The sequence below is a fragment of the Frigoribacterium sp. 2355 genome (assembly GCF_054060695.1).
This window is the reverse complement of record NZ_JBSSDL010000010.1, coordinates 75,066-96,364: the sequence shown is the minus strand read 5'-3', so window position 1 is coordinate 96,364 and position 21,299 is coordinate 75,066. Positions and strand designations below refer to the sequence as shown.

General features: G+C 73.5%; 22 protein-coding genes. 9 read left to right on the top strand and 13 right to left on the bottom strand.

Annotated features, from left to right (window positions below; genetic code table 11):
* Positions 1-57 precede the first annotated feature (57 nt).
* Positions 58-903, top strand: a complete 846-nt coding sequence (locus tag ACVJ1F_RS12270) for a helix-turn-helix transcriptional regulator (RefSeq protein ID WP_056042983.1) — start codon at positions 58-60, stop codon at positions 901-903.
* Between the two features lie 131 nt (positions 904-1,034).
* A complete protein-coding gene (locus tag ACVJ1F_RS12265) occupies positions 1,035-2,072 on the top strand; it encodes a Gfo/Idh/MocA family protein (RefSeq protein WP_456886513.1) in 1,038 nt (345 codons plus the stop codon).
* 111 nt (positions 2,073-2,183) lie between these two features.
* Here ACVJ1F_RS12265 and ACVJ1F_RS12260 read toward each other — a convergent pair whose 3' ends face one another.
* Positions 2,184-3,131 (bottom strand): hypothetical protein, encoded by a 948-nt coding sequence (locus tag ACVJ1F_RS12260; protein WP_456886511.1) that lies wholly within the window; start codon positions 3,129-3,131, stop codon positions 2,184-2,186.
* A complete protein-coding gene (locus tag ACVJ1F_RS12255) occupies positions 3,124-3,633 on the bottom strand; it encodes an RNA polymerase sigma factor (protein WP_043594763.1) in 510 nt (169 codons plus the stop codon). The genes ACVJ1F_RS12260 and ACVJ1F_RS12255 overlap by 8 nt, the downstream gene beginning before the upstream one ends.
* A 248-nt stretch (positions 3,634-3,881) precedes the next feature.
* On the opposite strand from ACVJ1F_RS12255, the gene ACVJ1F_RS12250 reads away from it, so the two are divergent.
* Positions 3,882-4,625 (top strand): CHRD domain-containing protein, encoded by a 744-nt coding sequence (locus ACVJ1F_RS12250; RefSeq protein WP_267659366.1) that lies wholly within the window; start codon positions 3,882-3,884, stop codon positions 4,623-4,625.
* 1 nt (position 4,626) lies between these two features.
* A complete protein-coding gene (locus ACVJ1F_RS12245) occupies positions 4,627-5,289 on the top strand; it encodes a class F sortase (protein ID WP_456886509.1) in 663 nt (220 codons plus the stop codon).
* 39 nt (positions 5,290-5,328) lie between these two features.
* Here the strand turns inward: ACVJ1F_RS12245 and ACVJ1F_RS12240 are convergent, their stop codons facing one another.
* The 8 genes from ACVJ1F_RS12240 to ACVJ1F_RS12205 form a co-directional block, all read right to left on the bottom strand.
* Positions 5,329-6,522, bottom strand: coding sequence for a M28 family metallopeptidase (locus tag ACVJ1F_RS12240; protein ID WP_456886507.1), 1,194 nt, complete (start codon positions 6,520-6,522; stop codon positions 5,329-5,331).
* Complete coding sequence (locus ACVJ1F_RS12235) at positions 6,519-7,781, bottom strand: hypothetical protein (protein ID WP_456886505.1); 1,263 nt, start codon at positions 7,779-7,781, stop codon at positions 6,519-6,521. The genes ACVJ1F_RS12240 and ACVJ1F_RS12235 overlap by 4 nt, the downstream gene beginning before the upstream one ends.
* A complete protein-coding gene (locus ACVJ1F_RS12230; protein WP_456886503.1) occupies positions 7,778-8,476 on the bottom strand; it encodes a TenA family protein in 699 nt (232 codons plus the stop codon). Before ACVJ1F_RS12230 ends, ACVJ1F_RS12235 begins: the two co-directional genes overlap by 4 nt.
* Entirely contained in the window at positions 8,458-9,207 is a 750-nt protein-coding gene (locus ACVJ1F_RS12225; RefSeq protein WP_043593262.1) for a glutamine amidotransferase, read from the bottom strand. The genes ACVJ1F_RS12230 and ACVJ1F_RS12225 overlap by 19 nt, the downstream gene beginning before the upstream one ends.
* Positions 9,208-9,282: 75 nt before the next feature.
* A complete protein-coding gene (locus tag ACVJ1F_RS12220) occupies positions 9,283-10,371 on the bottom strand; it encodes a phosphotriesterase family protein (protein WP_456886501.1) in 1,089 nt (362 codons plus the stop codon).
* Complete coding sequence (locus ACVJ1F_RS12215; RefSeq protein WP_052505095.1) at positions 10,368-11,423, bottom strand: ABC transporter permease; 1,056 nt, start codon at positions 11,421-11,423, stop codon at positions 10,368-10,370. Before ACVJ1F_RS12215 ends, ACVJ1F_RS12220 begins: the two co-directional genes overlap by 4 nt.
* Positions 11,420-12,175 carry an ATP-binding cassette domain-containing protein gene (locus tag ACVJ1F_RS12210; protein WP_056043006.1) on the bottom strand — a complete coding sequence of 252 codons (756 nt, stop codon included), beginning with the start codon at positions 12,173-12,175 and terminating at the stop codon, positions 11,420-11,422. Before ACVJ1F_RS12210 ends, ACVJ1F_RS12215 begins: the two co-directional genes overlap by 4 nt.
* Positions 12,175-13,206, bottom strand: coding sequence for a substrate-binding domain-containing protein (locus ACVJ1F_RS12205; protein ID WP_159827362.1), 1,032 nt, complete (start codon positions 13,204-13,206; stop codon positions 12,175-12,177). The genes ACVJ1F_RS12210 and ACVJ1F_RS12205 overlap by 1 nt, the downstream gene beginning before the upstream one ends.
* A gap of 255 nt (positions 13,207-13,461) precedes the next feature.
* Here ACVJ1F_RS12205 and ACVJ1F_RS12200 point away from each other — a divergent pair, with 255 nt between their 5' ends.
* Positions 13,462-14,487 carry a LacI family DNA-binding transcriptional regulator gene (locus tag ACVJ1F_RS12200; RefSeq protein WP_456886499.1) on the top strand — a complete coding sequence of 342 codons (1,026 nt, stop codon included), beginning with the start codon at positions 13,462-13,464 and terminating at the stop codon, positions 14,485-14,487.
* 63 nt (positions 14,488-14,550) lie between these two features.
* Here the strand turns inward: ACVJ1F_RS12200 and ACVJ1F_RS12195 are convergent, their stop codons facing one another.
* Positions 14,551-15,657 (bottom strand): M20 family metallopeptidase, encoded by a 1,107-nt coding sequence (locus ACVJ1F_RS12195; RefSeq protein WP_456886497.1) that lies wholly within the window; start codon positions 15,655-15,657, stop codon positions 14,551-14,553.
* A 106-nt stretch (positions 15,658-15,763) separates the two neighbouring features.
* Between ACVJ1F_RS12195 and ACVJ1F_RS12190 the strand changes: the two genes are divergently transcribed.
* Positions 15,764-16,240, top strand: coding sequence for a hypothetical protein (locus ACVJ1F_RS12190; protein WP_456886495.1), 477 nt, complete (start codon positions 15,764-15,766; stop codon positions 16,238-16,240).
* A 203-nt stretch (positions 16,241-16,443) separates the two neighbouring features.
* The gene (locus tag ACVJ1F_RS12185; RefSeq protein WP_456886493.1) at positions 16,444-17,076 is read left to right on the top strand and encodes a Pr6Pr family membrane protein; all 633 of its coding nucleotides are present in this window, start codon (positions 16,444-16,446) and stop codon (positions 17,074-17,076) included.
* A gap of 212 nt (positions 17,077-17,288) precedes the next feature.
* Here ACVJ1F_RS12185 and ACVJ1F_RS12180 read toward each other — a convergent pair whose 3' ends face one another.
* Positions 17,289-17,861 (bottom strand): YdeI/OmpD-associated family protein, encoded by a 573-nt coding sequence (locus ACVJ1F_RS12180; RefSeq protein ID WP_456886491.1) that lies wholly within the window; start codon positions 17,859-17,861, stop codon positions 17,289-17,291.
* Positions 17,862-18,027: 166 nt separating this feature from the next.
* On the opposite strand from ACVJ1F_RS12180, the gene ACVJ1F_RS12175 reads away from it, so the two are divergent.
* The gene (locus ACVJ1F_RS12175) at positions 18,028-19,491 is read left to right on the top strand and encodes a CDP-alcohol phosphatidyltransferase family protein (RefSeq protein ID WP_456886489.1); all 1,464 of its coding nucleotides are present in this window, start codon (positions 18,028-18,030) and stop codon (positions 19,489-19,491) included.
* A gap of 46 nt (positions 19,492-19,537) precedes the next feature.
* Here the strand turns inward: ACVJ1F_RS12175 and ACVJ1F_RS12170 are convergent, their stop codons facing one another.
* Positions 19,538-20,170: a LysE/ArgO family amino acid transporter gene (locus ACVJ1F_RS12170; protein WP_456886487.1), complete on the bottom strand. Its 633-nt coding sequence runs from the start codon at positions 20,168-20,170 to the stop codon at positions 19,538-19,540.
* 69 nt (positions 20,171-20,239) lie between these two features.
* Here ACVJ1F_RS12170 and ACVJ1F_RS12165 point away from each other — a divergent pair, with 69 nt between their 5' ends.
* Positions 20,240-21,190, top strand: coding sequence for a LysR family transcriptional regulator ArgP (locus ACVJ1F_RS12165; RefSeq protein WP_456886485.1), 951 nt, complete (start codon positions 20,240-20,242; stop codon positions 21,188-21,190).
* Positions 21,191-21,299: the final 109 nt, after the last annotated feature.

Sequence of the window (21,299 nt, the reverse complement as noted above, 5' to 3'; positions counted from 1 at the left end):
TCGTCCAGGGATCGCCACTCCCTGGTCGGCGGCCGACGGGGCTGACAGCATGGGGCGATGGACCGCGCCGAACTCGCCGACTTCCTCCGCCACCGCCGCGAGGCGCTCCGGCCGTCCGACGTCGGGCTGCCCGAGGGCGTGCGTCGGCGAACCGCGGGACTGCGTCGTGAAGAGGTGGCGGGGCTCGTCGGCATGTCGACCGACTACTACGCGCGGCTCGAGCAGCAGCGCGGCCCCCAGCCGTCCGAGCAGATGCTGGTCGCGCTCACCCGGGCGCTGCGGCTGAGCCTCGACGAGCGCGACCATCTCTACCGCCTGACCGGTCACCACCCGCCGCGCCGCACACGCGGCGGCGACCACGTCAGTCCCGCCCTGCTGCGGGTGCTCGACCGTCTGGACGACACCCCCGCGCTCGTCCTCAGCGACCTGGCCGAGACGCTCGCGCAGAACCGGCTCGCGGTCGCCCTGCTCGGCGACCAGATGAGGCACGAGGGTCTCGACCGCAGCGCGTTCCACCGGTGGTTCACCGACCCGGCCGAGCGCGCCTCCTACCCGGTCGAGGACCACGCGCACCAGCTCGAGCTGCAGGCGTCCGGGCTGCGGGCGGCGCTCAGCCTGGCGGGCGGCCGCGGGCGACCGCGCGAACTGGTGGAGGCGCTGCTCGCCTCGAGCGACGAGTTCGCGACGATCTGGAGCCGTCACGCGGTCCACCAACGCTTCGACGACCGCAAGACGCTGCTGCATCCCGAGCTCGGCCGCATCGAGGTGGACTGCCAGGCCCTCTTCACCGAGGACCAGTCGCAGACGCTCCTCGTGCTGACGGCGACGCCCGGGTCCGACGACGACGCCAAACTGCGCTTGCTCGACGTGATCGGCATCGGGCGGTTCGCCGAACACGAGTGAGGGCGAGGGGCGACCGTCGGACACCCGCAGCCGCACACGCACACGCAGACTGGCAGCCGCCCGCACCCGCACCCGCACCCGCACCCGCGAAGATGGATGCACCCACGACGACGTGACCCCGAGGAGAACGCATGTCCCCGCAGACCCCGAGCACCCCGAGCTTCCCCGCTTCGACGGCCGTCCCGTTGCGGGGCGGGCCGGTCCTCCGCTGGGGCGTGATCGGCCCGGGCGAGATCACCGGCGACTTCACCGACGCCCTGCACGCGCACACCGACCAGCGCGTGGTCGCCGTGGCCTCGCGCAGCCTCGACCGGGCCGAGGCGTTCGCCCGCGCCCACGGCGTCGACACCGCCCACGGGGACGCGGAGGCGCTGGTCGCCTCCCCCGACGTCGACGTCGTCTACGTGGCCACGCCCCACACCCGGCACCTGCCCGACGCCCTGACCGCGATCCGTGGCGGGAAGCACGTCCTGATCGAGAAGCCGATGGCGACCAGCACCGCCGAAGCCGACGAGATCGTGGCTGCGGCGAGCGCCGCGGGGGTCCTCGCGATGGAGGCGCTCTGGACGCGGTACCTGCCGCACACCACCGTCATCGCCGAACTGCTCGCCGAGGGGGCGATCGGAGACGTGCGACTGGCGACCGCCGACGTCGCCTGGGCGAACGACCTCTCGGCCGGCGGACGCATGACCGACCCGGCCCTCGGCGGCGGCGCCCTGCTCGACATCGGCGTCTACGCCTTCTGGTTCACCCAGTTCGCCACCGGTCACCCCGTCGAGTGGCACGCCACCGGCTCGACCCGGGCCGACGGCGTCGACCTCGACGCGGCCGTCGTCACCCGCACGGCCGACGGGGTGCTGGCAACCGCGGCGACCAGCCTGCTCACGACCTCGCCCGGACTCGGCACGATCTCGGGCACGACCGGCTCGATCCGCACCCTGCAGAACCTCGTCTTCCCCGCGACGTTCGAGCTGACCACGGGCCGCGACAAGGCCGTCTGGAGCGACCCGTCCGTCCCGACCGGCCGCCAGGGCTTGGCCTACCAGGCGACGGCCCTGGCGTCCTACGTCGATGCCGGGCTGCGCGACTCGCCTCTGCACTCGCTGGCCGACTCGAGGTCGCTGCTCGCGACGATCGAGGCGACCCGCGCCTCCTTGACCGTCGTCTGAGCCCGGCGAGACATCACGACTCGCGGCTCACGTCCCGAGGTGAGCGGCACGTCGTGACATCTCGACGGACGAGAGCAGGAGGCGCGGGTCGACACGGCCGAGAGGCGCGGCTCAACTCGCGACCGGGGGCACCGACGCGACGGCGATGTCGTGGCCGTCCGCGGCACGGATCTCGACGGACGCCACGTCGGGCCGCAGCACGGCGGCGTTCAACCGACAGTCGACGCGCACGTCCGACCCGAGGAACGCACCGGACTCGTACTCACGCCCGTCGCCCCCGACCACCACGACCGTGAACGCCGAGCCCGTCGGCAGGCCGTCGATGCTGAGGACGGTCTCGGTGCCCCAGGTGTGGGCGACGAGGTCCCCGTCGAGGTCGACCCCGGCGGGCTGACCGACGAAGTCCACGTGCTCGACGGCGCCGAGGGTGCCGGCCGGGCCGGCCACCACCGTGTCGCGAGGCATCGCGAGCAGGACTCCGCCCCCGGCCCCGATCGCCAGGCATGCGGCGGCGGCGACGGCGATCAGCAGCGGGCGACGGCCCCGGCCCGAGCGGGCGGTGGCGACGTGCGGACCGATGCGCGGGAGCGTCGGGTCGTCCCCCGTCGTGCCGGCGCCGGACAGGATGCCGGCATCGGAGGCGGTGCCGACGTCGGAAGCGGTGCCAGCGTCCGAAGCCGTGCCCACGCCCGAGGCGGTGCCGACGTCCGAGGCGATGCCGTCATCGGTCGCCCGCCCCACGGCCGGGTCGTCTCCGGCCCGTCCGACGGCGTCCATGCGCTCGCGGAGTCCGTCGCTCGGGGCGACCTCGTCCCAACGACCGAAGTCCGAGAGCCCTCCGACGACGACGCCCAGCGACGCCAACTCGGCGTCGATCGACGGGTCGGCGGCCCGCAACGCGTCGAACTCGACGCGTTCGCTCGGCGAGAGGTCGTCCGCGAGCGCCGCGGACGTCAACTCGTCACGACGGGCGTCGGAGCCCCCGACACCGTCGGCGCCCCCGCCGTCCCCGGCACCGGCACCGTCACCGGCCCCCACCCCTGGCGTGCGGTCAGTCATCGGTCGTCTCCTGGTCGTCGAGGTGGGTGCGGAGGGCACGCAGCGCGTGGAACACGCGGGTGCGGAGGGTCGCGACGGGCACGCCCGTGCGCTCGGAGACCTCGCGGTAGCTCAGGCCCTCGAGGTGGACGGCCACCACGGCCGCCCGGTGGTCGTCGCTCAAGCGGGCGAGCCCCTCGGCCATGCCCAGGCGCTCGAGCGGGTCGGCGACGGTCGCCACGGGGTCGGGGGCGTGCTCGAGCGGCACGACCGACGGCGTGCGCGTGCGTGCCCGGTACACGTCGAGCACGACGCGGCGTTCGATCGCGAACAGCCAGGTGCGGACGCTGCCGCGGTCGGCGTCGAACGAGTCGCGGGCGCGCCAGGCCCGCACGAAGGTCTCTTGCACGCAGTCCTCGGCGAGCGCCCGGTCGCGGAGGGCGTTGACGGCGAAACCGAGCAGCGACGAGCCGTGTTCGACGAACGCGGCCCGGACGTCGAGACCGGACGACCCCTCGCTCATCGGGCTCCGATCTGCGACGCGGCCCGGGACGGGCCCCGCGCGACCCATGACGGCGATCATCCGCCTGCCCTCCAGCCTATCCACGCCGTTCGCGGATGCCGACGGGGTCTACGTCCGCTGCGTCTCCGGTGTTCACCGCACCGCCGAGAAAACTTTCTCGGCACCGGGTGAACGCGTCGAGGCCCGACGACGTAGGCCCTGTCGAGCGGCACCCGCCCGGGCGCCGCCCCGTCGAGAGGACCCGGAGCATGCCGAAGATGACGCGCACGACCAAGAAGACCGCCATCCGCACCCTGACGATCGGTGGCGCCGCCGCGACCGCCGTCACCCTGTTCGGCGTGACGCCCGCGTTCGCCGAGACCGAGGTGCCCGAGCCCGCGACCTTCACCAGCGCCTACACGGTGATGGCGACGCCCGACCAGGTGATCAACAACGACGGGGTCGCCACCCCGGGCGAGGCCGGTGCCACGGGCACGTTCGACTTCCGCGTCAACAGCGACACCGAGGTGATCTGCTACGACATCACCCTGCGCGGCGTCACGGGCGAGTACCAGAGCCCGGCGAAGACCGCGACGCACATCCACGAGGCGGCGAAGGGCCAGGCCGGCCCGCCGCGCATCGCGTTCCCGAACCCGGTGGACCGCGGTGACGGCACGCGCACGAGCAGCGGCTGCCTGCAGGGGCCCTTCACGACCGGCGTCATGAGCGCCGCCGGGGCCGACACGGGCACCGGCTTCAGCCTGAAGCAGCTCGAGGCGAACCCGGCCGGCTTCACGGGCGACTCGCACACGGCCACGTTCGCGGCCGGCGTCGTCCGCGGCCAGCTGACGCAGGTGCCCGTCGGTGGCGTCGACACCGGACTCGGAGGCGCGGCCGCCGAGAGCGCGTCGGCCGGCGGTCTCGGCCTCGCGGCCGGTGGCGCCGGGGCCCTCGCCCTGCTCGGTGCGGGTGCGTACGTCCTGACCCGTCGTCAGCGCGCGGCCCGGGCCTGACGTGCTCCGCTCCCTCCGCCCGGTGGTCGTCGTCGGCGTCGTGCTGGCCCTCGCCGGGTGCGCGTCACCCGGGGTGGTCGCACCGACGGTGACGCCGGCCCCGGGGGCGGGGGCGAGCCCCTCGGCGACCGCGGCTCCGTCGGCGACGGGCACCGCACCTCCTGCGGTGGGCGGGGTCGACGGCGGCGGGGTCGACGGCAGCGGCGAGGTGGTCGGCGAGGGCGTCGCTCCGGCGGCCGTCTCGGTGCCGGCCATCGGGCTGGACGCCCCGCTGATCGATCTCGGCATCGCCGACGACGGTGCCATGGAGGTACCCGTGGACGCGGACGACGTCGGGTGGTTCACCGGCGGGGGCCGACCCGGCGGGCGCGGGCCGACCGTGATCGCCGCCCACGTCGACTCGGCGTCGGGCCCAGCGGTCTTCGCCCGCCTCGACGAGCTCGTCGTCGGCGACCGGGTCGACGTGACCACGGTCGACGGGGACGTCGTCGGCTACGCCGTCACCGAGGTCGTCGACGCGCCGAAGGCGGAGTTCCCGACCTCCCGCGTCTTCGGGGCGCAGCCGACCGACCAGCTGCGGCTGATCACCTGCGGCGGCGTCTTCGACCGCGGCTCGGGCCACTACGACCAGAACCGGATCGTCTTCGCCGAGCCGGTGGCCTGAGCCCGGCGCCCTGTGCCCGCCGCCCGGCATCCGGCTGGTCTACAACACCCCGGGAGGCGCGGCCCGCGTCGGTCGCGCCAGGGTCGCCACGAGGTGCTCGACGAGCGGCACGGTCCACGCGACGTTCGCCGCGATGCCGCGGTTCGGTTCGTCGTCGGGCTGGTGCAGGCGGTGCAGATCGTTGAAGGTCAGGAACGCGCTGGGCACGCCCGCCCGGTAGAACGACGCGTCGTCGGTGCCGGTCGTCGGTGGGAACCGGGTGACCAGCTCGAGGTCGGGCCGGGTGGCCGCGGCGTGCTGCAGCAGCGCCCCGCGGAACGCCGTCGAGAACGCCTCGGGGGCGCCGAAGGCCTCGACGAACGATCCGCGCCCGAGCCCGTCGACGTTGAGCACGTAGTCGATGGCGTCGAGTTCGTCGGACGAGGCGCTGTCGACGAAGTGCCGGGACCCGCCCAGGTGCCACTCCTCGGCGGTGAAGAAGACGAGGCGGACCGACGCGACCGGCGGGGCCGCCGCCCACCGCTCGGCCAGCTGCAGCAGGGTGATCGTGCCGCTGCCGTTGTCGTAGGCGCCGACCGTGTTGAAGAACGTGTCGTAGTGCGCGCAGAGCAGCACCGACCCGTCGCCCGTGCCGGGCACGTCGACGACCAGGTTGTCGCTGGTCGCGGCATCGACCGGGCCGCCGTCGGCCTCGATCTCGACCTCGACGGGCTTGCCGTCGGCGATCCACTCGGTCAGCTGCAGACCGTCCACGCGGCCGATCGCGAGGTGGGCCACGTCGTGGTCCGACCCGGAGGGCAGCGGCTGCGGTGCGGCGGGTCCGTCGTCCCGCGCGTGCAGGTAGGCCACGACGTCGCCGTCGTCCGCCCGCACGACGAACTTCTGCCAGACCATCGAGTCGCCCCAGAGCCCCTGCGGGCCGACGGCCTCGACCGTTCCCCGGCGCGCACCGCCGGTCGACCCGCTCCAGAGCATCGGCCAGGCGGGCAGCTCGCGGGCGATCGGCTGCTGCACCGCGACCCGGTGCACGCTGCCCGGCTGCCAGCCGGGCAGCGTCACGGGCTGCCGGGCGACCGGCCACCCGACCGCGGTCAGCCGCTGCTCGAGCCAGTCGGCCGCGGCCGCGATCCCTGCGGTGCCGTGGAACCGGGGGCCGTGCTGGACCAGGGCGACGAGGTCGTCGTAGGCGCGTTCCGCGCGCTGCGCCGCGGCCGGGTCGGTGTCGTGGGTCATGTCGTGCCTCTCGGGGACGGCTCTGGGGTGGGTGACGGGGACGGGGACGGTGTCGTGGTGGCGGTCGACGACGCGGCCGACGGACCGAGGAGGCGCGGCGCGGCCCCCCGGGCGGCCTGCGCCACCGTCGTGGCGGGCACCCCGAGCAGGTGCTGGGCCACGCGGGCGACGTCGTCCGTCCTCCCCCGGAACCACCAGCTGGCGAACCGGTCGGTGACCGCCTCGGGTCGCGGCCCGAGGACGGGCGTGCCCCGGGCCTCGATCTCGGCGAACCCGCCGAGCCCGCCGTCGTCGTCGTACAGGTGCAGCGAGTCGCCCCGGACCCCCGGGGACGGGTCGGGCTCCTCCGAGTACTCGGCCGACGGGTCGCTGTGGCTGCCACGCACGAACAGCACGGCACGGTCGTCGGCCGGGTCGCCGACCGCGCGCACGTACCCGACGCGTCCGGTGACGTGCGGTGCCGCGAAGCCGATCTTGAAGCGGTCGGCACCGGTCAGCGACACGGCGACGCCGCCGGGCACCTCGGCGAGCAGCTCGCCGACCGGCTCGTAGTAGTCGGTCACCTGGGTGTCGGGCACGGCCGCGACGAACGCCGTGCCGCCCGCCCGCACCTGGTCGAGCATCCACGACTCGGCCTCGTGCGCGCCGTCCGAGGTGATGCCGAGCCGCACCTCCGTCACGTAGCCGCCGTACTCGACGGCGTCGACGAGCGGTGCGCCGCCGGGGCCCCCGGCCGACGCCCCGCGCAGGTGTCGCAGCGGGTGGGCCGCCGGCCGCACGACGAGCGTCAGGTCGGCCCGCACGAGCCCGGTCGGCTCCGTGAACGCCTCGAGCTCGGCGACCCGCGACAGCGTCACGCGGTCGCCCGTGCGACCGAGGTCGTGGCGGCCGGGGTCGAGCGACGGCGGCATCTCGTAGCTGCCCCAGTAGTCGCTGCGGTCGCGGATCATGTAGGCGATCTCGGGCCCGATCCAGACCCGGTCGCCGCCGACGTTCCAGTCGCCGGAGCCGACCAACGCGCCGAACGCGTCGTCGTCGGCGAACGCGTCGGGCAGCCAGTTCTCGGCCTCGCCCTCGGCGAAGAAGGGGCCGTAGACGCGTCCGCCGTAGGACGAGACGACCACGACGGCGTCGGCTCCGACGACCACCCGTTCGGAGGCGATGCCGGCCGCGGCGAGACGGGCCTCGACGGCGCGCAGGTCGACCGCGACGGGGCCGGCGGCCGGGTCGACGGCCGGGTCGACGGCCGGGCCGGTCACGCAGCCACCTCGACGAGGGCGCTCGCGTGGAACGCGTCCTCGGCGCGCAGCATGCCGACGAACCAGGCGTCCAGTCGTGCGTCGGTCACGTCGGCGGGCAGCTCGTCGACCAGCTGGTGCAAGAAGGCCACCTGGGCGCGGAAGCCGTCGGTGACGTGCAGCTCGATCCACCGTTGCACGTCGTCCGGTCGGGGCACGCCACGCTCGGCCGCCCGCGTGCACCACCGCAGGTAGAGCGTCTCGGCCGCGGCGAGGCTGGTGACGACCCCGGCGTAGCCGCCCTCGGCGAGTGCCGCCGTCACCGCCCCCTCGAGGACGGAGGCGCGGCGCAGCAGGTCGGTCGAGGTCGCGTCGTCGACCGGTCGCGTCGAGAGCAACCGCTCGAAGTACCGGCTCTGCGGACCGACGAGGTCGGCGACGGCCTCGGCGTGGCGCTCGGCGCGGGACCACTCGGGCTGCTGCCAGAGGCAGTAGCCCGCGAGGCGGGCCGCCGTCCGGACGAACGCCTGCTCGATCGCGAGGTAGCGACCGAAAGCGGGGTCGTCGAGCGTGCCGTCGGCCATCCGGGCCAGGAGCGGGACCGACGCCGAGGCGTCGAGCTCGGTCGAGCAGCGGGCGACCAGCGCCGCCGCCCTACCCGTGCCGACGCTCTCGGGCCGAGTCGTGCCCGCCACCGTCAGCGGCCGGTCAGCCACGACACGATGCCGTTGAAGACCCGGGCGTAGCCGTCCCACTCCTCGCAGAACGCCGGCGGCGCCCAGTGCGGCGAGCAGTCGCTCGTGAAGACCGCCGTGCGCCCCGCACCGGCCTCGCCGACGACGACGAGCGGGTCGCCGTCGAGGCGGGCGAGCTCGACCGCGCCCGGCTTCACGACGGTGCGGTTGTAGCCGAGCAGCAGCGGCCACTCGGTGCCCGCGCCGCCGAGGGCGGGGTGCTCGGCGTCGAGCACGGTGGCGACGACGCCGGCCGGGCGCTCGACGCGGTCGTCCCCGATCAGCATCTCGACCGGCAGCACGTCGGCGATCTCGGTGCGGGCGTAGCCCGCACGACCCTGCCAGCCCGAGAACGACAGGTAGCCGCCGATCATCAGCAGCGCGCCTCCGGCCTCGACCCAGCGGGCGAGCTCGCGGACGCGGTCCCGACCCGGGATGCTCTTCTCGAAGACGGCGGGCGCGAGCTGCAGCGAGTTGACGCCGATGTCGGACAGCACCACGACGTCGTAGGCGTCCAGCGCCTCCTGCGTCTCGGGGAAGTCGGTGGCGACGAGGTGGGCGGGCAGGTGGACGACCTCGTGGCCGCCGGCCTGCAGGGCCGTGCGCAGCTGCGCGACGCCCTCGGTGTACGAGTGGGCGGTGAACTCGTCGACGCCCTTGGTGTGGGTGGTCGCGGTGATCCAGCTCTCGCCGGCGATGAGGATGCGGGACATGGTGGGGCCTTCCGGTGGTGACGGGACGGTTCGGGACGAGGAGGCGCGAGCGGCTCGGTGCCGCGTCGTCGCCCCTCAGCGGGTCAGGGCGGCGCCCTCGAAGAGGTCGCGGACGTTGCGGGTGCCGACGCCGTGCACGATCTCGGCGTCGACGCCGAGGTCGGTCAGCCGGTCGAGGAACACCGCGGGGACGTACGAGAGGCCGTTGCCGCCGTGCTTGCGCAACATGCTCTTGAGGAAGAGGTCGTGGCTGAAGAGCAGACGGCGGCCGAACCCGGCCGAGGCCAGGCGGGCGATGGCCGTGGCCGTCTCGACCGGCGACGGCGACTGTCCTTCGCCGGGGAGGGAGAAGCGGTACGGCATGCCGATCATGTCGAACTCGAGCCAGACCCCGCGCTCGGCGAGGCTGCGCTGGTAGTCGGGGTCGCTGCCGGACGGGTCCATGTGGCAGAGGACGACCGCCGTGGGGTCGACGCCCTCGTCGCGCAGCACGACGTCGAGCACGCGGCCGCCGTGCCGGACGAAGCCGGGCAGGTGCACGAACATCGGCAGGCCGGTCTCGCGTTGCAGGCGGCAGGCCGCGCGCAGCGAACGCTCCTCCCGCTCGGTGAAGCCGGGCGAGACGCCGATCTCGCCGATCACGCCCGACCGGGGCACCCCGGTCTCGGCCGGGTCGGCCCGGTACTGCGCGACCAGGCGGGAGGCCAGGTCGTCGACGGTGTCGCGGCCCGTGGCCTCGGGGTGGAACCGCTCGAGGTACCAGCCGCCGCCGGTGACGACGGCGACCCCGCTGCGGCGCGAGATCTCGGCGAGACGTCGGGGGTCGCGCCCCTGTCCGTCCGAGGTCAGCTCGACGACCGTGCTGCCGCCGAGCTCGCGGAACGCCACGAGCTCGTCGACCGCGTCGTCGTCGCCGTCGAGCACGCAGTTGTCGCGGCAGGCGAGCGGACGGTCGCGCAGCAACCAGGCGATCTTGGGAGTGACCGGGGCGTCGAACAGCTCGGGGAAGTCGGGATCGGGTTCGAGCCCGCCCTCCTCGATGCTGTTGATCAGGTGCTCGTGCGGCAGCGTGTAGCCGAGGCGGTCGCTCGGCACGGGACCGGTGACCGTCTGCACGTCGACGACGGTGGTCGTCTCGACGCCGAACCCTCCGACGCGGCTCATCGGGTCACCCGCTTGCGCACCAGGTCGGTGAACGAGCCGCCCCGCAGGTTGATCCAGATGACGATGATCAGGAGGCTGCCGGTCACGATGGGCACGATGTAGGGGCTCAGGCCGAGCAGCGTGAGGCCGTTGGTGATGACGCCGGTCAGGATCGCCCCGATCGCCGTGCCGATGACGCTGCCCTTGCCGCCGAGCAGGTTCGTGCCGCCGATGACGACGGCGGTGATCACCGTCATGGCGAAGTCGACGCCCGAGTTGGCGTCGCCCGACCCCAGTCGGGCCGCGGTGATGATGCCGGCCGCGCCGGCCGCCGTGCCGCTGAGCACGAGGGCCATCATCTTGACGAAGCGGGTGTCGACGCCCGCCCGGCGGACCGACTCCTCGTTCGAGCCGATGCCGGTGATGTACTGGCCGAACCGCATGCGCTGCAGCCCCACGATGCCGACGCCGACGATGATCAGCGCGAGCCAGGCCGGGTACCCGAGCCCGAACAGCCGGCCCTGCCCGACCTGGGCGAAGATCAGCCCCGAGCCGATGGCGATCGAGTAGCCCTTCGTGATCAGCAGGGCGACGCCCCGCACGATCGACATGGTGGCCAACGTGACGATGAACGACGGGATGCCCTGGTAACTCGAGAACCAGCCGTTGACCAACCCGCAGAAGGCTCCGACGGCCAGGCAGATGACGATCACCAGCACCGACTCGAGACCGGCCCGCAGCAGGACCGCCCCGATCACCGAGACGAGGGCGAGCGTCGACCCGACCGAGAGGTCGATCATGCCCGCCGTGATGACGAAGGTCATCGCGACGGCCACGATCGCCGCGGGGGCGACCTGCACGGCGACGTTCCGCAGGTTCGTGCCGGTGAGGAAGGTCGGGGTCGCCACCGAGAAGACGACGATGACGACCAGCGTCACGACGAGCATCAGCAGGGTGGACTTGTTGACGCGTTGCAGGGCTTCCCAGCGGCGCTCGCGCACGTCGGTGGAGCCGTGTCCGCGACCCGGCTCGGGGCCGTCGGTGCGGGTGGGGTCAGAGGTCGTCGCGGTCATGCGGCAGCGCTCCCTTCACGGGTGATCATGTCGACGAGCGACTCGATGGTGAGGTCGTCGATGCGGGCGTCGTCGACGCTGCGCCCCTCGTACATGACGGTGATGCGGTCGCAGACCCGGAAGAGGTCCTGCAGCCGGTGGGTGATCAGGATGACGCCGACCCCTCGGGCCGCGACCTCCTTGATGAGGCGCAGCACCGACTCGACCTCGGTGACGGCGAGGGCGGCGGTCGGCTCGTCGAGGATCAGCACGTCGGGGTCGACCGACGCGGCGCGCGCGATGGCGACGGACTGGCGCTGACCACCCGACAGCTGCGAGATCAGCTGGTGCGTGGACGTGACGCGGACGCCGAACTCCTTGAGCACGGCCGTGGCCTCGGCGTGCATCGCCCCGACCTTGAGGAAGGGCCCGACCCGAGGCTCGCGGCCGAGGAACAGGTTGGCGGCGACGTTGAGGCTGTCGCAGAGGGCCAGGTCCTGGTAGACGATGCCGATGTCCTCGGCCTGGGCGTCGCTCGGGGACTGGAACCGCACCTCCTTGCCCTTGATGCTGATGCGGCCGCCGTCGTGCTGGACCGAACCGGCGAGCACCTTCATGAGGGTGGACTTGCCGGCGCCGTTGTCGCCGACCAGGCCGAGCACCTCGCCGCGCGCGAGGCGCAGGTCGACGCCGCGCAGGACGTCGACGGCGCCGTACGACTTGCGGATGCCCTCGAGTTCGACGAGCAGGTCGCCGGTGGTGACGTCGGTCATCAGCCCTCCAGGTAGTACGAGAAGTCGGCCAGGTTGTCGGGCGTGACGATCGTGATCGGCACGTCGACGGTCGCCGGCACGTCGGCGGTGCCGCAGGCCAGGTTGATCGCGGCCTTCGCGGCCTCGTAGCCGAAGCCGAAGGTGTCCTGCTGGATGACGGCCTTCACGTAGCCGTCCTGCAGACCCTCGACGGCCGAGGGCGAGAGGTCCCAGCCGACGATCGTGACGCGGTCCTGGGCGCCCTGGCTCTTCACCGCGGCGATGGCACCGTTGAGCGCGGGCTCGCCCGTGGCGTAGATGTACTCGAGGTCGGGGTTGCCGGTCAGCAGGTTCTCGGCCGCCGCCTGGGCGTCCTCGTTGACGTTCTGGCCGTCGACGATCGTGCCGATGGTCATGCCGCCGGCCTCGACCGCGTCGGTGAAGCCGTTCTGGCGCTGGATCTGGATCGCGCTGTTGAGCGCTCCGACGACGCCGACCTCGCCCTCGCCACCCGTGATGTCGAGGAAGGCCTTCCCGAGCTGGGCGCCGCCGTCCTCGTTCGCCGTGCCCACGTACGAGTCGATCGCCGAGGCGTCCTCGACCGAACCGTCGGCCGCGACGACCGGGATGCCGGCCGCCTTGGCCGCGGTGAGCGCCGGGATCAACGCGGTCGCGTCGACCGGGTCGACGATGAGCGCGTCGACCCCCGAGGCGACGAGGTTCTCGACGCCCGAGACCTGCGTGGCGCTGTCGTTGTCGCCGCTGACGATCTGCAGGTCGGCACCGGCCTCGTCGGCGACGTCCTGGACGCCCTCGTTCATCTGGGTGAAGAAGGCGGTCTGCTCGTTGATGTCGACCATGCCGAGCTGCAGGGTGCCGCCGCCGTCGGGGGCACAGGCCTGGGGGACGTCGGTGGGGGCCGGGCGGGTCGAGGTCGAGCCGCCGGACGCGGAGCCGGAGGCGGTGGTCGAGGACGAGTCGCAGCCGGCGAGGGTGCCGATGGCGATGGCGCCCACGGCGAATGCGGCGAGGACGGTACGGGTCGTGGGCATGAGGAGCCTTCCTGGGGAGGACGAGGTGGAGCATGCGGGACTGGCGAGGGGGCGATCTCGGTGGGGTCGAGATCGGCGGGCAATCGATTTCCGTCGGGAACTGCGTCAAGAGTGACGCCTCCGTGTTTCGAGTGTCAACACCTTTGTGTTTCCGACGTGTAAAAGAGATCTCGGGCGGGCAATCGGTTTCCCGCGAGGGGACGATACGATGACGGCATCACCCGTCGTCCCCGGCGGCCACGCCCTGAGGAGCCCATGAACGCCGTCACCATCTCGGACGTCGCCCGCCGGGCGGGCGTCTCCGCCGCGACGGTCTCGCGCGTCATGTCGGCGTCGCGCCCGGTCGGCCGCGAGGTCGAGGCCCGCGTGCGACTGGCGGCCGACGAGCTGGGCTATTCGGGCAACGGCATCGCGCGCGCCCTGCGCACCCGCCGCACCGACACGGTCGGAATGGTCGTCCCGAGCATCCTCAACCCGTTCTTCACGACCCTGGTCGACAGCCTCGAGAGCGCGTTGCACGGCGAGGGCAAACAGCTGTTCCTCTGCGACTCGCGGCAGGACCCCGCCGTCGAGGCCGAGCACCTCCGGTCGCTCATCGAGCGGCACGTCGACGGCATCGTGCTCAGCCCCGTGCACGACACCGAGAGCGCGGCGGCCGTCGCCGCGTCCGCCCGGGCCGTCCCGCTGGTGCAGCTCGACCGCCGGGTCGACGTCGCCGGCACCGACTGGATCGGCCTCGACGACGCCGAGGCGATGAAGCTCGTCCTGACGCACCTCGCCGGGACCGGTGCCCGCTCGGCCGCGTTCGTGACCTCCGAGCTGACGAACTCGTCGACGACCCTGCGCCTCCGGGGCTTCCGGCACTGGGCGGCCGAACTCGGCATCCGCGAGGTGCGCGACGGGGTCGTGCTCGGCGACTACTCGGTCGACAGCGGCGACGCGGCGGCCCGCCGACTGCTGACCTCCGACGACCGCCCGGACGCCATCGTCTGTGCGGACGACCTGATCGCCATGGGCGTGCTGAGGGCGGCCCGCGAGCTCGGGGTGTCGGTGCCCGACGAGCTGCAGGTCACGGGCTTCGACGACATCGTCTTCGCCTCGTACGTGACCCCGGCCCTGACGACCCTGGCGCAGCCGACCGACCGCATGGCCGCCGAGGCGCTGCGACTGCTCTCGCTGCGGGGCTCCGACGACGGAGGACTCGGAGGCGCGCGCGTCTCGTTCGCGCCGAGGCTCGTCCGCCGGCAGAGCACGCGGTCGTCGACTCCCGAGCCCGCCTGACCCGTCCGCCCCGTCGGGCGTCGGTCAGTGCTCGACGGCCCCGACCGCCCCGTCGGGCGTCGGTCAGTGCTCGACGGCCCACCGCCCGCCGACGCGGCCGAACTGCTCGACGGCCCGCAGGACCGCCTCGACCGACACGGACTCGTCCACCGTGTGGACGACGGTGGGGTCGCCCGGGCCCCAGACCACGACGGGCACCCCGTCCTCGAGCGACCGCACGAGCACCGAGGCGTCCGTGAAGTACGACGCGGGCGCCTCCGAGACCGGGGCGTCGAGCCCGGCGAGCCAGGGATGGTCGCGCGGGGTCCACACGGCGGCCAGGTCGAGGTCGACGCGGACGTCGGTCACCTCGGGCTGGCCACGCCACCAGTCGACGAGTTCGTCGACGTCGTCCCGGACGACGCGCAGGTCGATGCGCGCCTCGCACACGTCGGGCACGATGTTCGGCACGCTGCCGCCCGACACGACGCCGACGTTGACCGTCTCGCGCCCGAGGTCGGCATGGGACGAGAGCGGCAGGTCGTCCAGGCGCCCGAGCACGGCCACCAGGTCGAGGATCGCGTTGTGGCCCCGCTCGGGCGTGCTGCCGTGCGCGGCGACGCCCGAGGTGCGGACGGTCGCCCAGAGCGCGCCGCGGTGACCGAGCACGACCTGCCCGTCGGTCGACTCGGGGATCACCACGGCCCCCACGCGCAGGCCCGCGAGCAGGTCGACGACGGCAGGAGCCCCGAGGCAGCCGACCTCCTCACCGGTCGAGACGGCGAGCGCGACGGGTGCACCCTGGCGCAGGAGGTCCCGCACGGCGACGATCGAGGCGGCCAGGCCGGACTTCATGTCCGAGGCACCCCGCCCGTACAGGCGGTCGCCCACGACGGTCGAGGCGAAGGGATCGTGGGTCCAGGCCGAGGCGTCGGTCACCGGGACGACGTCGGCGTGGGACGCGAAGACGAGCAGCGGCCGGTCGACGGCGACGGACGTCGGCGAGACCAGGAGGGCCGCGGGCTCGCCGTCGGCCCCGGGGGCGAAGGCGACCCGCGCCTCCTCGACGCCCTCGAACTCCTGGGCCACACGGCGGAGGACGGCCGCCTCGCCGGGCGTGCCGCTCGTCGAGTCGATGGCGACCAGGTCGCGGAGCAGGGCGATCACGGGCGGTGCGGACGGGTCGGTCATGGCGTCACGTTAGCGGCCGGGGCGCCACGGCTGGACGACGTCCCAGGCCGACGTGCCAGCGTGGGGCCACACGCCCGATGCGTCCGACCGAAGGGGATCGCCGATCATGGCCGACCAGAAGAAGCTCAAGAAATCCGCCGCCAAGGCCTACGACAAGGCCGAGGACGCCGTCACCGATGCCCGCGCCGCGGTCGCCGAGGCCAAGCGACGTGCGAAGAAGCTCGCCAAGAAGAGCCGCCCGTCGGTGAAGCCGCTCGAGAACGCCCTCGACGACGCCACGTCCGGCTTGAAGGACGCCAAGAAGACGGCCAAGGGTGCCGTGCAGGGCTCGACGGGTTCGTCGTCGAGCAGTTCGTCGTCGAGCACGCCGTCCCCCACCCCGGCCGAGCCGCGCTCGATCTACACGCCGCCCCTGCCCGAGGTCGACGAGACCACCGTCCAGCTGTCCGACGGTCACGACGCCCATGTCGACCTGCACGCGCAGACCCTCGTCGCGCTGCGCGCCCTCGCCCGCACCAAGGGCATCACGAACGTGTCGCGTCACCCCAAGGCCACCCTGATCGAGAAGATCGAGCAGGCCTGACCCGCGCGTCGGCGTCCGACCCGGCCGGGCGCCAGCCCGCCTGCCCGACGTTCGCCTGCCCGACGTTCGCCTCCGGTCGCACCGCCGACTGAACGTCGCACCGCCGATGTGCGCGGTGCGACGTCCAGGCGGCGGTGCCATCGGCGGCAGGTGGGCGAGGGCAGGAGGGCCGTCGCATCCGCCGCGCTCACTAGGGTGAGGACATGACGCGCGCTCAGCTCATGGTCCCGTACCGGTTCGCCTTCGCCGCGCTCGCCCTCGTGGCCGTCGCCGCCCAGTTCGCGGACACCCTCGAGAACGACTACAGCGTCGTCAACTTCTTCTCGTTCTTCACGAACCTCAGTAACCTGTTCGCCGTCGTGGTCTTCGTCGTCGGCGGCGTCCGCACCCTGCGTCGTCGCCCCGGCAGCCGAGCCTGGGACGTCGTCCGGCTCGTCTCGGTGGTGAACATGGTGTTCGTCGGCCTCGTCTTCAACGTGTTGTTGACCGAGGTGGCCGGGGGCGTCCTGCCCTGGGTCAACGTCGTCGTGCACATGGTGATGCCCGTCGCCGTGCTGGTCGACTGGCTCGTGCTGCCCGCCGGTCGCCGCCTGCCCTGGTCCGCGGCGGCGACGGGGCTCGTCGTGCCCGTGCTCTACAGCGTGTACTCGCTCGTCCGTGGGGCCGTCACGTCGTTCTACCCGTACCCCTTCTACAACCCGGAGGCGCTGGGCGGCTACGGTCCCGTGGCGCTCTACATGGTCGTGCTGCTCGTCGCACTCGCCGTGCTGTCGGTGGCCCTGGTCGGTCTGGCGCGCCTGGCCGGCCGCTTCTGGAAGCAGCGCTCGCGCCGCTGACGCGACCCGCGCCTCCTGCGCTCGGCACGTCGCGCCGCCGCCGCGACGTCACGTCCCGCCACCCCGCCACCCCGCCACCCCGCCGCCCCGCCGCCCCGCCGCCCCGCCACGATGTAAACAAACCGCCACGAGTTTGCGTGGCGGTTTGTTCACATCGTGGCGGGGTGCGCCCATGACGCGACCCGCGCCTCCAGCGCGCGGCCCGCGTCGGCTCAGCGGTAGTGCTGCTCGCCGCGGGCGGCCGCGGCGACCACGTCGCGGATGCGCGCCGCGCGGGTCTCGGGCCGCTTGAGCGAGGCCAGCCGGAAGTACACCCGGAACCGCTCGGTCTTCGTCAGCGACGCGAAGTGGGCGGCCGCCACCGGGTCGGCGTCGAGCGCCGCCTGCAGGTCGTCCGGAGGCGCGGCGTCCTTCTGGCGGTAGGCGGCGTCCCAGCGCCCGTCGGCCTTCGCCCGGTCGACCTCGGCCTGCCCCGCCGGGGTCATGCGCCCCTCGGCGACCAGGCGGGCGACGTGCTCGCGGTTCACCTGGGACCACGGACTGTCCTTCCGCCGCGGTTGGAACGCGGTGAGCGTGAAGTCGTCGTCGAGCCGACTGGTCTGGCCGTCGATCCAGCCGTGGCAGAGGGCGACGTCGAGCGCCTCGGACCAGGTCATGCCGGGCTTCGTCGACCGCACCTTGCGGAGCGTCAGTCGCACCCCACCCACGTCGGGGTCGCCCTCGAGGTACTCGCGCCACTGCTCGACCGTTACGTCGAGCACGGGCTTGTCCGCGAAGCTGACCATGCGGCGACCCTACCGACTCGGACCGACTCGGACCGACTCGGACCGACTCGGACCGACCCGCATCCGCCCCGCGGCCGACATCGTCCCGCCCCCCCCCCCCCCGGACGACCACGCCCCCGTCCCCCGGTCGACGCGCCCCTCAGCACCCCTCCCCTAGCCTGGCGGGATGGACCTCATCGGGTGGATCACCGACGTCGGCTCGTCGTTGCCGACCCCGCTCGTCTGGGCCCTGGGCGCCCTGTTCTCGTTCACCGAGTCGGGGCTCGGCCTCGGTGTCTTCGTGCCGGGCGAGACGATCGTGCTGCTGCTCGCCGCGACCTTCGACAGCCCCTGGCCGGCGGTCGCGTTCTTCGTCTCCGTGGCGATCGGCGGCTCGCTCGGCGACCACGTCGGCTACCTGCTCGGTCGCCGCTTCGGCACGGGGTTCCGCGACACGCGCATCATCCGCCGGATCGGCGTCGACAGCTGGGACCGTGCCGTCGCCGTCCTCGAGCGGCGAGGGGCGGCCGCCGTCTTCCTCACCCGCCTCGTGCCGGTGGTCCGCACCCTGACGCCGGCGGCGGCCGGCGTCGCGAAGGTGCCCTACCGGTCGTTCCTGCCCGCGTCGCTCGGCGGGGCGCTGACCTGGGCCGCCGTCTACGTCGGCATCGGGTTCCTGCTGCGGTCCTCGCTCGTGGCGGCGCAGGAGTACCTCGGGCAGTTCTCGTCGTGGGCCCTGATCGGCGCCGCGGTGATCGTCGCGATCGTGTTCGTCGTGCGGCTCGTGCGCCGGCGTCGGGCGGCAGCCGCCGACGACGCGGACGGCACCGTCGACGAGACGGTCGCCGCCGACGACGCGGAGGCCCGCGACGCCGAGGCCCGCGACGTCGCTGAGACCCTCGACGACGCAGCGGACGCGGAGGCGCGGGTCGACGACCGCGGGCCCGTCGCGTCCGCCGTCCACGCGGCCGGGCACGCCGTCGCCGATCCCGTCGTCGCGGGGGCGTCCGCCTCGGGCGAGTTCGTCGCGGAGCACCTGTCGTCCCGTCGGCTCGGCGCTCTGCGCCACCGCCTCTTCGAGGTGGACGACTGGCGGACCGTGCCCAACGCGATCACGGCTGCGCGCCTCCTGCTGTTGCCGCTCTTCGCCGGCCTGCTGATCGCCGAGCTCTGGTGGCCGGCCCTCGTCGTGATCGCGGTCGTGTTCGCGACCGACTGGCTCGACGGGTTCGTGGCCCGGCGCACCGACTCCGTCTCGGTGCTCGGGTCGTGGCTCGACCCCGTGGCCGACCGGTTGACCGTGGTCGTCGTCGCCGTGGCGTTCGCGACGGCCGACGTCTTCGGCTGGCAGGAGGCCGTGCTGCTGATGGTGCCCGACGTGCTGCTCGCGATCGGCGCCGTGCTCGCGTTCCGCGGCGACCCCGCGTTGCCGGTCTGGTGGGCCGGGCGGCTGCGCACCGGGCTGTGCTTCGTCGGCCTCGCGGTGCTGCTGCTCGGGGTGGCGCTCGACGGCCCCGAGTGGACGACCGTGATCGGCGTCGGGTACCTGGTCTTCCTGGTCGGGCTGGTGTTCCACTACGTGTCGGCGGTGCACTACGCACGGGTGATGCTCGTCCGTTGGCAGCGAGCCATCGCCGAGCGTCCGGTCTGACGTCGGGGCGGCTCGACATCGGACCGGGTCGACCGACCTGGCACCGTCAGAGTCCGAACAGCAGCCGCAGTCCGAGGGCCACCATGACGACGGCGATCACCGCGTCGAGCACCCGCCAGGCGACCGGCTTCGCGAACAGGGGACGCAGGAGGCGCGCGCCGAACCCCAGCGCCGAGAACCACACGAGACTCCCCGCGGTCGCCCCGGCTGCGAACCACCAGCGCAGTTCGGGCGGCTGGTGGTTCGCGACCGAGCCGAGGAAGACGATCGTGTCGAGGTAGGTGTGGGGGTTGAGCCAGGTGAAGGCGAGGGCGCCGAGGACGGCCGGGACGACCCGGGCGGGCGGCGCGCCGGCCTCGACCGTGAGCGCGCCGACGGGCCGGATCGCGCGCTTCGCGGCGAAGGCGCCGTAGACCAGCAGGAACCCCGCTCCGACGATCTGCACGACGACGACCGCCTGAGGCGCGGCCTCGACGAGCGCGCCGACCCCGGCCACCCCGGCGCTGATAAGCACGGCGTCGCTCACCGCGCAGACCACGACGACCGGCACGACGACGCGGGTCACGGCCTGGAGCCCGACGCGCAGCACGTAGGCGTTCTGGGCACCGATGGCGACGATCAGGGCGAGGCTCGTGCCGAAACCGAAGAGGGCGGCGGGCAGCACGGTCGCGAAGGTCATGGCGACACGCTAGGGGCGCACCAGGCCATCACGCCAACTCATGTTCGCGATGCTGCATAAGCTCGACTCATGGCCCGTTTCGCGCTCGACCAGCTCGACACCCTCCGCACCGTCGTCGACGAGGGCACGTTCGAGGCGGCGGCGAGACGCCTGCACGTCACGCAGTCCGCGGTGTCGCAGCGCATCAAGCAGCTCGAACGAGCGGCCGGGCAGGTGCTGCTGCGACGCACGACACCGGTCACCACGACCGAGGCCGGTGACGTGGTGCTGCGTCACGCCCGCCAGGTCGACCTGCTCACGTCGGACGCGCTGGCCCGGCTCGGCGCCGACCGACCCGACGGAGGGGACGACGGTGACGACCCCGTCCCCACCACCCTCCCCATCGCCGTCAACGCCGACTCGACGGCGACCTGGTTCCTCGACGCGCTGGCCGCCGTCCCGCCCACGGTGCCCGTGGTGTTCGACCTGCGCCGGGCCGACCAACAGCACACGGCCGAGCTGTTGCGATCGGGGGACGTGCTCGCCGCCGTCACCGCGACCCGGGAGCCCGTGCAGGGCTGCAGCTCGGAGCCGCTCGGCGTCATGCGCTACCGCGCGGTCGCCAGTCCGGGGTTCGTCGAACGGTGGCTGGGCGCCCGACCGAGCGCAGGGGGAACCGCCGAGCCCAGGGGCCTCGACCACGGACGGCTCGATCGTGCCCCGATGGTGGTCTTCGACCGCGCCGACGACCTGCAGCACGACTTCGCCCGTCGGCTCACCGGTCACGAGCCGCTCGCGCCCCGGCACCACGTGCCCGCCTCGGCCGACTTCGCCCGGGCCGTCGTGCTCGGCCTCGGCTGGGGCATGCTGCCCGAGGCGCAGGCCGGCCCCGAACTCGACGCCGGCCGTCTGGTCGAACTGGCCGCCGGCGACCCGGTCGACGTGCCGCTCTTCTGGCAGCGCTGGACCCTCGCCTCGCCCCTCCTCGAGGCCGTCACCGACGCCGTCCGCGCCACCGCTCGCCACGCCCTGCACCCCTGACGCCCCGCCTCGCCGGTCGAGTGGTCGCGAATCGCCCTTCGCGCGCCCCCGAAGGACGATTCGCGACCAGTCGACGGCCCGACCCGACGGACGACGGGAGGCGCGGTGC

What these genes read in the sequence shown, in the direction of transcription:
- ACVJ1F_RS12190 (WP_456886495.1), top strand. Translation starts at nt 15,764, where the DNA reads ATGGCCGACCAGAAGAAGCTCAAGAAATCCGCCGCCAAGGCCTACGAC.
- ACVJ1F_RS12200 (WP_456886499.1), top strand. Translation starts at nt 13,462, where the DNA reads ATGAACGCCGTCACCATCTCGGACGTCGCCCGCCGGGCGGGCGTCTCC.
- ACVJ1F_RS12240 (WP_456886507.1), bottom strand. Translation starts at nt 6,522, where the DNA reads ATGACCCACGACACCGACCCGGCCGCGGCGCAGCGCGCGGAACGCGCC.
- ACVJ1F_RS12250 (WP_267659366.1), top strand. Translation starts at nt 3,882, where the DNA reads ATGCCGAAGATGACGCGCACGACCAAGAAGACCGCCATCCGCACCCTG.
- ACVJ1F_RS12270 (WP_056042983.1), top strand. Translation starts at nt 58, where the DNA reads ATGGACCGCGCCGAACTCGCCGACTTCCTCCGCCACCGCCGCGAGGCG.
- ACVJ1F_RS12220 (WP_456886501.1), bottom strand. Translation starts at nt 10,371, where the DNA reads ATGAGCCGCGTCGGAGGGTTCGGCGTCGAGACGACCACCGTCGTCGAC.
- ACVJ1F_RS12195 (WP_456886497.1), bottom strand. Translation starts at nt 15,657, where the DNA reads ATGACCGACCCGTCCGCACCGCCCGTGATCGCCCTGCTCCGCGACCTG.
- ACVJ1F_RS12265 (WP_456886513.1), top strand. Translation starts at nt 1,035, where the DNA reads ATGTCCCCGCAGACCCCGAGCACCCCGAGCTTCCCCGCTTCGACGGCC.
- ACVJ1F_RS12210 (WP_056043006.1), bottom strand. Translation starts at nt 12,175, where the DNA reads ATGACCGACGTCACCACCGGCGACCTGCTCGTCGAACTCGAGGGCATC.
- ACVJ1F_RS12175 (WP_456886489.1), top strand. Translation starts at nt 18,028, where the DNA reads ATGGACCTCATCGGGTGGATCACCGACGTCGGCTCGTCGTTGCCGACC.
- ACVJ1F_RS12215 (WP_052505095.1), bottom strand. Translation starts at nt 11,423, where the DNA reads ATGACCGCGACGACCTCTGACCCCACCCGCACCGACGGCCCCGAGCCG.
- ACVJ1F_RS12170 (WP_456886487.1), bottom strand. Translation starts at nt 20,170, where the DNA reads ATGACCTTCGCGACCGTGCTGCCCGCCGCCCTCTTCGGTTTCGGCACG.
- ACVJ1F_RS12255 (WP_043594763.1), bottom strand. Translation starts at nt 3,633, where the DNA reads ATGAGCGAGGGGTCGTCCGGTCTCGACGTCCGGGCCGCGTTCGTCGAA.
- ACVJ1F_RS12205 (WP_159827362.1), bottom strand. Translation starts at nt 13,206, where the DNA reads ATGCCCACGACCCGTACCGTCCTCGCCGCATTCGCCGTGGGCGCCATC.
- ACVJ1F_RS12225 (WP_043593262.1), bottom strand. Translation starts at nt 9,207, where the DNA reads ATGTCCCGCATCCTCATCGCCGGCGAGAGCTGGATCACCGCGACCACC.
- ACVJ1F_RS12165 (WP_456886485.1), top strand. Translation starts at nt 20,240, where the DNA reads ATGGCCCGTTTCGCGCTCGACCAGCTCGACACCCTCCGCACCGTCGTC.
- ACVJ1F_RS12180 (WP_456886491.1), bottom strand. Translation starts at nt 17,861, where the DNA reads ATGGTCAGCTTCGCGGACAAGCCCGTGCTCGACGTAACGGTCGAGCAG.
- ACVJ1F_RS12260 (WP_456886511.1), bottom strand. Translation starts at nt 3,131, where the DNA reads ATGACTGACCGCACGCCAGGGGTGGGGGCCGGTGACGGTGCCGGTGCC.
- ACVJ1F_RS12185 (WP_456886493.1), top strand. Translation starts at nt 16,444, where the DNA reads ATGACGCGCGCTCAGCTCATGGTCCCGTACCGGTTCGCCTTCGCCGCG.